This is a genomic window from Acidobacteriota bacterium (assembly GCA_034211275.1).
GTDB lineage: Bacteria > Acidobacteriota > Thermoanaerobaculia > Multivoradales > JAHZIX01 > JAGQSE01.
Genome location: JAXHTF010000235.1, coordinates 1 through 9,704, shown reverse-complemented (window position 1 = coordinate 9,704; position 9,704 = coordinate 1). Strand labels below are relative to the sequence as shown.

Here is a 9,704-nt window from a genome sequence, read left to right as displayed (position 1 = left end):
TCTTCCTTCTTGGGCTCCGGGGCTGGCGCTGGCTTGGCTTCCGCCGCCGGCTTGGCGGGCTCCGGCTCCGGCTTGGGCTTGGCCCGCTCGGAAGCGGGCAGCGTCTTGATGCTCGGCTCGACCCGATTGATCATCGTGCGGGGACGCTTGGGCCGGAGCGGATTGACCGGAGCCTTGGAGGGTAGGGGACGCCGCCGCAGCTGGGCTGCGGTGGTGGCGTTGGTGTCGTCCTCGCCGTCCCGAAGGATGACTTCCCGGGCAGGAGTCAGCTTCTTACCCTGCAGGATGGCCTGCAGAATGTCCGTATCAATCTGTGCGTCATCACCTTCGACGCGCACGCCGATGGACTTGAGCTTGAACACGAGGTCCTGCGAGGGCAGCCCCATCATTCGCGCTAGGTCTTGGACCCGAATCTTTCCCATATGCCTGTTAGCTCTCCAATGCTACGAGTGACCGCCTGGGTATCTAAGCGCTTGTAGCCGGTTGCTCTTAGTCGTTCTCCGTCTCCGAGGCGGTGTCTGTACTATCTGTCTGCGCCAGCTCGGCAGCTTCGTCGCTGGCATCATCCCCGTCGTCCTCGGACGCACGGGGCTGCAAGGCTTCGCTCTCCTGGAAGGCCCGGCTGAGGGCCGCCATGAAATCGTCGTCGGCCATGGTCGGGGTGGCGGGCTCTTCCACCAGCTCGAAGGCGTCGTCGTCCGCTGCCTCGGCCTCCGCGGCGGGTTGCCGCAGGCGCTGCTCGGCCTCCGTCACCCATTCGATGATGGTGTCGGCGAGCTTGGGGCCGACCCCCTCGACCTCGGTGAGATCTTCCTTGGTGGCCTCCAGCAGGGCGTTGAGGGTGCCCAGGCCGGTGGCCTGCAGGGCCTCGGCGGTCTTGGCGCCGACGCCGGGGATCTCCGTCAGGTCAAGCTCCACGTCCGCGCCGGGCTCCGTCGGGACCTGGTCGATGGCACCCTGGAGCATGCGGGCGAGGGCGTCAGCCACCTCGTCCTTGACGTCGCTCTCGCTCTTGATGTCGATCTTGGCGCCGATGAGCTCGGCGGCCAGCCGGACGTTCTGGCCGCGCTTGCCGATGGCCAGAGAGAGCTGCTCGTCTTCCACGATGACGTCCAGATGGGGGACCTCGCCGTGGTGAGTGACCGAGACGCGGGTGATCTTGGCCGGCGCCAGGGCGCTTTGGGCGAAGGTCACCAGGTCGTCGCTGTATTCGATGATGTCGATCTTCTCGCCGCGCAGCTCGCGGATGATGGACTGCACGCGGGAGCCCTTCATGCCGACGCAGGCACCCACCGGGTCGACGTCCCGCTCACGGCTGAACACCGCGACCTTGGCGCGCTCGCCGGGAGCCCGCACGGCGCTCTTGATCACCACGGTGCCGTCGTAGATCTCGGGCACTTCCATCTCGAAGAGCTTGACCAGGAGTCGCGGGTCGGTGCGGGAGAGGACGATCTGTGGCCCCTTGGGCTGGGTGTGGACATCGACGATGACGCCGCGGATGCGCTCTCCCTGGCTGTAGCGCTCGTGGCGGCTCTGCTCGCTGCGCGGGCAGATGGCCTCGGTGCGTCCCAGGTCGACGATGATGTCGCCGCGCTCGAAACGCTTGACGGTGCCGTTGACCACCTCACCGACACGGTCGATGAACTCGTCGTAGATCTTTTCCCGCTCCGCCTCGCGAATACGCTGGTAGAGCACCTGCTTGGCACTCTGGGCGGCGATCCGGCCCAGTCCTTCAGTGGAGATGGGCAGCAGGATCTCGTCGCCGATGGCGGCGTCTTCTTTATGATCCTGCGCCTCTTCCAGGCTCCACTGGCCGAGGGGATCTTCCACCTCTTCGACCACGGTCTTGACGATGAACGCCTCGAATTGGCCGGTCTCGGTGTCGAGCTTCGCCCGCACCGGTTCCTTGATGCGGTGCTGCTTCTTGGCAGCGGAAGCCATCGCGTCCTCGAGAGCCTTGACCCAACGGTCGAGCTCGATTTCCTTCTCCCGGGAGACCTGTCGCAGAATCTCGGCGAAGTTGACTTCAGAGGCCTGTGCTTGAGCCATGGTCGTTCTCGTTCTTCCTACTCAGAGTTCTATTTCGAGCCGTGCCAGCTCGATCGCGGACAGCGGAATCTGGTGTTCCAGAGTTCGCGGCTGTCCCGTCTTCTTGTCCGTGCCCCGAGTCTCTACAACCGCCAGGACACCATCGTCGAGCCGCTCCATGCGACCGATGATGGTCTGTCGCTCACCGTCCTCGTTGCGGAATCGAACCCGGGCGAGGTGGCCGAGGAACCGTTGGTAGTCCTTCGGCCGGTAGAGCTGGCGGTCGAGCCCGGGTGAGCTCACCTCCAGGGTGTAGCGCCCACGGCCGAAGTCTTCGACATCGAGCAGCGAGGAGATCTGTTTCGAGACCCGCTCGCAGTGCTGAATCGTGACCGCTTCCGGATGGTCCAAGACCACCAGGAGACGTCCACCCTTGAATTCGGCATGGGCCAGCTCGCAGCCTTCACCCTCGGCGATGGCTTCGAGCTCAGCAACCAAGCTTGGGCTGAGAGCGCTACCCGACATGTGCTCGCTTCCGTCGTAACCTTTCCGAATCTCGGCCGGTACCAGGTTGGTCTATCTAGGTGCTAAGCCAGCGATCCGCAAAGTACCGATGAATGCGGCAAAACCTTACACCAACAAAAAAAGTGGGCGGTTGCCCACCTGCTTGCTCGCACGAGGCTCTATCTCACAAGACAAATGCCGCACGGGACGAATCTCGCCCGAGGCGAGCGCCAACCCAATGGAGTATACGCGCCTCGAATCCCGATTTCAAGGGAACTTGCACGTGTCCGGATGGTACCGTCGCAGGCCTCCGGGTGCCAAAATGGCAGAGCCTCGAGCGGTGGTGGAGGGGGCGGAGGAGCGTGCCTTCGCCTCGACTCCCTGCGTAGCGACGGCTTTCTACCTGCTACCGTTGGCAGGCAGTTTGCAAAAGTTCTGTGCGAGATTGATCCGACTGTAGATTCAAGGATACGAGCCAAAGCCAAGATCCCCAAGGCTAAGATTCAAAGCCACGATCCAAGGAGAGAGCACCTCGATATGCAAAGCCCAACGTCCAAACGTCCCCTCGTCACCGGTTTGCTTCTGGTGGGCGCCGTCGTCTTCGGCATGGTGCTGGCCGGCAGCTTGGAGATCACTCCCCAGGCCATCGGTTCCAACCTGCCGCCCCAAACGCTGACCGTCGAAGAAGCCCGCAGCGGCTCCGCCGGCGTGCCCAGCTTCGCCGATCTGGCGGAGGCGGTGAGCCCGGCGGTGGTCTCGATCCGCGCGACCAGTTTCGAAAGCGCCCCCTCCGGCCGCGGTGGCGGCATCGATCCCTTCGAATTCTTTTTCGGCCCGCGGGACCGCCAGCAACAGCAGCCGGAGCAGCAGCAGCCTCGGGAGTTCCGTCAGGACTCCGGCGGTAGCGGCTTCTTGGTCAGCTCCAACGGCCTGGTGGTGACCAACAATCACGTGGTGGACGGCGCCAGCGACCTGGTGGTGATGGTGGACGAGCGGGAGTATCCGGCGACGGTGAAGGGTACCGATCCGGACACCGACATCGCCCTGCTGCAGATCGAGGGCTCGGAGTTTCCCTACCTGGCGCTGGGCGACAGCGAGGCCCTGCGGGTGGGGGATTGGGTGATGGCCATCGGCAGCCCCCTGAGCCTGGATCACTCGGTGACCGTCGGCGTGGTCAGTGCCAAGGACCGTAGCGGCCTGGGCTTGGGCCGGGACGTCTCCTTCGAGAACTTCATTCAGACCGATGCGGCGATCAACTTCGGTAATTCCGGTGGCCCGCTGGTCAACCTCCGCGGTGAAGTGGTGGGCATCGCCACCGCCATCAACTACGGCGCCGAGAACATCGGCTTCGCGGTGCCCGTGAGCACCCTCAAGTCGGTGCTGCCGCAGCTGCGGGACGAAGGCCGGGTGAGCCGCGGTTATCTGGGCCTGGACATCGCCAACCTGGACTACGAATCGGCTCAGGCCTTCGGTATGGAGGACACCAACGGTGCGCTGGTCAACTCGGTGCGCTCCGGGACCCCCGCCGAGAAAGCCGGCCTGCGCCACGGCGACGTGGTGATCCGCGCCGATGAGCGGGTAATCGAGAATACTCGCGACCTCATCGACTATGTCTCCAGCAAGGGCCCCGGCGCCAAGGTGCAGCTGGAGGTTCTGCGCGGTGGCGAGACCGTCACCAAGACCGTCGAGCTCGCTGAGCGTCCCGGGGCCGAGGTCGCGGACCTCGAGGACGACGGCGAAGATTCCGGCAGCATCGATTGGCTGGGGATCCAGTACCAGGATCTGACCCCGGGAATTCGGGACGCCCACGGCATCCCGGAGGATATGGACGGGGTGTGGATCACCGCCGTCGAGCCCTCCAGCCCGCTGTACGAAGAGAACGTGCGGCGGGGCCAGGTGGTCACCGAGGTCAACGGTACGGCCATCACCGGATCCTCCAGCTTCGAGGAAGCGGTGGGCAGCATCACCTCCGGCGGCTATCTGCGGCTCTATGTCGTCACCGTCAGCCCGCGCTTGGACCGCCCGGTGGGCCGCTTCGCCTTCGTGCGGGTGCCCTGACGGGGCCGAGCCTCTTCCTGATCCCAACGGGCCGGCCGCCGCGGGGCAGCCGGCCCGTTCTGTATGCGGCGGGCTCCGCGGAGCTTTCTATCCCTCATGCCTTCCGATAACCTCTGGAGCCATGGCAAAGAGCGACAAGAGCTATAAAGCGACGGTGTTGGTGGTGGACGACGAGGAGTCCATCCGGGAGAGCCTGCGTATGATCCTCGAGTACGAGGGCTATCGGGTGGATGAGGCCGCCGGCGGTTCGGCGGCGCTGACCCGGGTGGCGGCGGGCTCGCCGGATGCGGTGCTGCTGGATATCAAAATGCCCGAGATGGACGGCCTGGAGGTGCTCAAAGCCTTCCGCGAGCGGGGCTATGACATGCCGGTACTGATGATCACCGGCCACGGTGACGTGAGCACCGCCGTCGAGGCCACCCGCGCCGGCGCCTTCGACTTCTTCGAGAAGCCCCTCCAGCGGGAGCGGGTGCTGCTCTCTCTGCGCAACGCGGTGGAAAGCTTCCAGCTGCAGCAGGAGAACAAGACCCTACGCCACGAGCCGGACGAGCTCATCGGTGCCTCGCCGGCCATGCGGCGGTTGCAGGAGACCATCGAGAAGGCGGCGCCGACTCCGGCGACGGTGCTCATCACCGGCGAGAGTGGCACCGGCAAGGAGCTGGTGGCGCGAGCCATCCACCGCCTCAGCGCGCGCAGCGACAAGGCCTTCGTGCAGGTCAATTGCGCCGCCATCCCCGACGAGCTCATCGAGTCCGAGCTCTTCGGGCACGAGAAGGGGAGCTTCACCGGCGCCGTGCGCAAGCAGGCGGGCAAATTCGTCGTCGCCGACGGCGGCACCATCTTCCTCGACGAGATTGGCGACATGTCTCAGCGCACCCAGGCCAAGGTGCTACGGGTGCTGCAGAACGGCGAGGTGGAGCCCGTGGGCGCCGGCAGCTCCATCCGGGTGGACGTGCGGGTAGTAGCGGCCACCCACCGCAATCTAGAGGAGGAGATCGCCGAGGGCCGCTTCCGGGAGGATCTCTTCTACCGCCTCAACGTGGTACCCATCCGCACCCCGCCGTTGCGGGAGCGCTTGGAGGACGTCCCGCTGCTGGTGGACTACTTCGTCCGGCGCTACGCCAACGCCAACAATTACAGGGCCAAGGAATTCTCTCCGGAGGCCCTGGCCTATCTCAAATCCCTGCCGTGGAAGGGCAATATCCGCGAGCTGAAGAATCTGGTGGAGCGGCTGCTGATTCTGGCCCCCGACGACGAGCTGTCCAAGGACGACGTCATCACCGCCGCCGGTGGCGCCCAGCCGGAGCTTTCTTCGGCACTGATGGCGATCAAGACCCTCCGCGAGTTCCGCGAAACCGCCGAGCGCCTCTTCCTGCTGGAAAAACTCGACGAGAACGAGTGGAACGTCACCCAAACCGCCCAGGCCATCGAAACCCCGCGAAGCAATCTGTACAAGAAGCTGGATCAATACGATATCCAGCGGAAGTAGGGGCAGCCTTACCCAAGGCGCTCCTGGGAGCGCCGGCTTGCAGCCGGCTCTGGGACGCCACTGACCGTTGCTAGCTCGAATCCGTTCGGGCTTCGGCAGTGCCGACCACCGAAGCCAGCCCCTTGTAGCTCTCCCGCAGCCGCTCCGCCCCATTCTCCGCCGCGAGCTCGTCCAGCCGGTGCTGGGCCAAGGCCACGAGCTCTCGCCCCAGATGGGCCGGCAGCTCCTCTGGATCGGGCTGGGGGAGCTCCGCCGCGAAGCGCTCGACTTGCCGGGCGGCTCGTCGCACCAGCTCGAGGAGAGCCGCAAAGCTCGGATCGGAGAGGGGCGGGTCGCCGCGGTAGATCTCCACTCGGGCGCCGGAGCGCGGAGACTCGTCCTCTGCGCCCAGCCCCAAGCAATGCAGAAACCAATCCGCGGGGAATCTACCCGTCGCCGCGCGCAGGCCGGCGTAGTCCGCCAGCAATTCGTCCAGCAGATTGTTGCGCATGCCGCCGAGAGCCCGTCGGGTGAAGCAGTGGGTGGCCTCATGCTCCAGTCGGATGCGTAGCGATAGATCGAGCCACCGCCCCTCGTCCAGACCGAGGTCCGCGGCGTCGACGCCGCTGTAAGGCCCCCGGGAGAGGATCAGGAACGTGTCCTGATAGAGCTCCTTGCGCGGGCGCAGGCTAACCATCTCCTCGCGCCAGGAGGGATTCGCTCGCTGCTCCGGCGGCAGGCTTTCCCACCGCTCCCGGTGCTGCCAGATGCGCGCCCAATTGTTGTAGCCGGCCACCGCCGCGGCGCCCTGGGCGGCGGGCACCGGGACGGGCTCATTGCGCCGGGCCAGGGCCTGAACCAGGCGCACAAAGTCCGGCCGGTGGGGGACCTGGAGGTAGGGAATGCGCCCCGCCAGGCTCGAATGAAGAATCAAGCGGACTTCTTCGGGCCGCTCCAGCGAGAGCCCGATGGCTTCCGGAAACGCCGAGGATGGATTGCCGGCGAGGGTGGCGGAACGGTAGGCAGGAGTTTGGCTGATGCCTTCTCGAATCGGGAAGGATAGCTGGGGCAGATGCTCCCGCAGCACCTCTAGGGCCCCCGGGCTCTTCCCGACACCTCGCGGGTCCTTGGATTGAGCACCTCGGGACTCCATTTCCCAGGTCTCCCAGATCTCGACAAAGGGAGCGTCGTCGAGGGGCAGCGCCTGATTCCACCTCCGGGCGGGCTCGCGATAGGGGCTTTGGAGATAAGCCTCCAGCTCTTGCCGGTGGTCTGGGGATAGCTCCTTCCCATCGTCTAAATCTTGAAGGTATCGCTTCATTCCGATAACTTAACACCCCTGATGTATGACTCATCCGGCCCTCGGTGGTGGGGTGGCGGCGAAGCTGGTGCGGCGGCACTCCCCGGGACCCGGTGCCGGGGGTGCTGAGGCCTGCGGACACGGGGCCGCTCAGCCGGCAGGCATCCTATCGGCTCCTAAAGGAAGGGCTTCGGTCCTCGGTCAGGTACTCCTTGCTGACCGGGCTCTTCCTCCTGGCCGGTCTCGTGCTGCCGGCCGGGCCTCTGCACGCTGCCGCAAACGGCTCGGTGGAGAGACTCGAGAGCGGCCTCAGCCTGGAAGAGCTCATCGCCCTGACCCTCGCCAACGATCCCAACATCGCCCTCGCCGACCTGCGGGTGGACTCCGCCCGGGGCGGCCTGCTGGTGGAGCAGGGCCTCTTCGAGCCCCTCCTGGAGAGTGACTTCTCCCACCTCGATGCCCGCTCTCCCCAGGCCGGGGGCACCGTGGACGAGAGTGCCGTCACCGACGTCTCCGCCGGCTGGTCGCATCTACTGCCGTCGGGGCTCTCCATGGACGCATCCGTGGCGGTACAGCGCCAGGAACCGGAGGACGGCGTCGGCCTGGAGACCACCACCCTGTCCTGGACCTTTCGCCAACCCCTGCTGCGGGACCGTGGCCGGCGGGTTGTGGCGGCGGGGTTGCTGGCGGCGGAGGAAGAGCTGACCGCCCAGACCTGGGATCGAGTCGACGAGGTGGCCCGCCGCATCGTGGCAGCGGTCTCCCAGTACTGGCAGGTGGTGGCGGCGGACCAGGATCTGCGAATCCTGCGCATTTCCGAGGAGAGCTCCCGCACCCTGCTGGCCAACACCCAGCGCCTGATCGAAGCGGATCTGTTGCCGGCGGCGGATCGGGTGCTGGTGGAAGCGGATCTACTAGCCAAGGAGACCGCCACCCTCAGTGCCGAGACCGCACTCTACGCCGCGCGCCAAGATTTGGAGCTGGTCACCGGCACTCTGCAGGCCGGGGGCGCCGGCTTGCCCTTGCCCGTCGGCGAGTTCTCGGATCTGCGCCTGCCCGCGGGCATCGGCGGGGAGTCGGGCCCGGCCGGGGGTGGGGGAGCGGAGGACGTGATCGGGGTGAGCCGGGTCGTGGCCAGCGCGGAGAGCTGGGTCGCCCGGGCGATGACGACGCGCCCGGAAATCCAGGCCGCCGAGCTGCGGCTGGAGGCCGGGAGCCTCCGCGAGGAAGCGGCTCGCAACGGCTTGCTGCCCCGGGTCGACCTGCTCCTCACCCCTGGCTACGAGACCCTCAGCCTCGATACCGCTGGCTTCGCGCCGGTGCCGGATCTCGATGGCGAAGCCTCCGGGTTCAGCGCCACTCTGGGCATCGGCCTGAGCTGGCCGTGGCTTCGCCGCGCTGCCCGCGGACGGCTGATCCAGAGCACCTCGGCGCGCCGGCAGCAGGCCTTGCAGCTGGACCTGGTCCGCGACGACGTCATCGCCGGAGTGCGCAAGGCGCTGGACGCGGTGGACCGTAGCGCCGTCCAGGTGGCCAAGGCCGCCCGGGGCGTCGCCCTCTTCGAGCAGGCGGTGAGCAATGAGGAGAAGAAGCTGAAGGCAGGAAGCTCGACCCTCATCGACGTCATCGGTCAGCGGGATCGATTGACCAGCATCCGACGCCAGGAGATCCAGGCCCGCTTTGCCCTCGCCCTGGCGGTGCTCGATCTGCGCTTCCAGACCGGCACGCTGGTGGAGGTACGACAGAACGTAGCCGAAGAGGCAACCCTGCGGGTGCCGGTGCAGGCGGTGCTGACGCTGCCGGAGAACCAAGAATCGGTGCTGGCAGGAGCTTCCAGTCCATGAGCCGCATCTTCCGCAAGGTCGCCCTCGAGCGCCTTTCCTCCCCGGAACAGCTGGACCAGCTGATGCAGGTCACCCGGCCCTCGGGCTGGCTGGCCCTGGGCGGCGTCGGACTGCTGCTCTCCGCGGCCCTCTTCTGGGCCTGGTTCGGTTCCATTCCCACCCTCGCCGGCGGCGAGGGGATCCTGGTGCGCCGGGGCGGAGTGTCCAACCTCTCGGTCACCGCTTCCGGTCGGGTGGAAGAGGTGCTGGTGAATACTGGTCAGCTGGTGGAAGCGGGCAAGCCGGTGCTGACCCTGCAGCAAGAACCCCTGCTGCGCCAGATCGAAGACACCGAGGAGCGCCGGCGTTCCCTCGCCGCGGAGCTCGAGGAGCTGCGGGAGTACGCCCGGGAACAGCGCCGCCTCACCGGTTCCAACCAGGCCCAGCAGCGCGCCAACCTGGAGCGCAGCCTGGCCACTAACCGCAAGGAAGTTGAGCTGCTGGAAGAGCGGCTGGAGGCGGA

Annotated in this window: 8 protein-coding genes; 4 read left to right on the top strand and 4 right to left on the bottom strand. The window is 66.4% G+C overall.

What is annotated here, in order from left to right:
* From SX243_23225 to rimP, 3 genes are all read right to left on the bottom strand, one after another.
* A partial coding sequence (locus SX243_23225; GenBank protein ID MDY7095897.1) for a hypothetical protein occupies positions 1-362 on the bottom strand: 362 nt, incomplete at its 3' end.
* Between the two features lie 127 nt (positions 363-489).
* Positions 490-2,049, bottom strand: coding sequence for a transcription termination factor NusA (gene nusA / locus SX243_23220; protein ID MDY7095896.1), 1,560 nt, complete (start codon positions 2,047-2,049; stop codon positions 490-492).
* A 21-nt stretch (positions 2,050-2,070) separates the two neighbouring features.
* Complete coding sequence (gene rimP / locus SX243_23215) at positions 2,071-2,553, bottom strand: ribosome maturation factor RimP (protein MDY7095895.1); 483 nt, start codon at positions 2,551-2,553, stop codon at positions 2,071-2,073.
* A gap of 516 nt (positions 2,554-3,069) precedes the next feature.
* On the opposite strand from rimP, the gene SX243_23210 reads away from it, so the two are divergent.
* Both SX243_23210 and SX243_23205 read left to right on the top strand, forming a co-directional pair.
* Positions 3,070-4,590 (top strand): trypsin-like peptidase domain-containing protein, encoded by a 1,521-nt coding sequence (locus SX243_23210; GenBank protein ID MDY7095894.1) that lies wholly within the window; start codon positions 3,070-3,072, stop codon positions 4,588-4,590.
* Positions 4,591-4,711: 121 nt separating this feature from the next.
* Positions 4,712-6,079, top strand: coding sequence for a sigma-54 dependent transcriptional regulator (locus SX243_23205; protein MDY7095893.1), 1,368 nt, complete (start codon positions 4,712-4,714; stop codon positions 6,077-6,079).
* Positions 6,080-6,149: 70 nt separating this feature from the next.
* Here the strand turns inward: SX243_23205 and SX243_23200 are convergent, their stop codons facing one another.
* Positions 6,150-7,379 carry a hypothetical protein gene (locus SX243_23200; protein ID MDY7095892.1) on the bottom strand — a complete coding sequence of 410 codons (1,230 nt, stop codon included), beginning with the start codon at positions 7,377-7,379 and terminating at the stop codon, positions 6,150-6,152.
* Positions 7,380-7,645: 266 nt separating this feature from the next.
* Here SX243_23200 and SX243_23195 point away from each other — a divergent pair, with 266 nt between their 5' ends.
* Positions 7,646-9,202 carry a TolC family protein gene (locus tag SX243_23195; GenBank protein MDY7095891.1) on the top strand — a complete coding sequence of 519 codons (1,557 nt, stop codon included), beginning with the start codon at positions 7,646-7,648 and terminating at the stop codon, positions 9,200-9,202.
* On the top strand, positions 9,199-9,704 hold a 506-nt coding region (locus SX243_23190; GenBank protein ID MDY7095890.1), incomplete at its 3' end, for an NHLP bacteriocin system secretion protein. The genes SX243_23195 and SX243_23190, both read left to right, overlap by 4 nt.

Excerpts from the sequence above, each read along its gene's own strand:
- nusA (MDY7095896.1), bottom strand. The coding sequence starts at position 2,049 with ATGGCTCAAGCACAGGCCTCTGAAGTCAACTTCGCCGAGATTCTGCGA.
- rimP (MDY7095895.1), bottom strand. The coding sequence starts at position 2,553 with ATGTCGGGTAGCGCTCTCAGCCCAAGCTTGGTTGCTGAGCTCGAAGCC.
- SX243_23210 (MDY7095894.1), top strand. The coding sequence starts at position 3,070 with ATGCAAAGCCCAACGTCCAAACGTCCCCTCGTCACCGGTTTGCTTCTG.
- SX243_23205 (MDY7095893.1), top strand. The coding sequence starts at position 4,712 with ATGGCAAAGAGCGACAAGAGCTATAAAGCGACGGTGTTGGTGGTGGAC.
- SX243_23200 (MDY7095892.1), bottom strand. The coding sequence starts at position 7,379 with ATGAAGCGATACCTTCAAGATTTAGACGATGGGAAGGAGCTATCCCCA.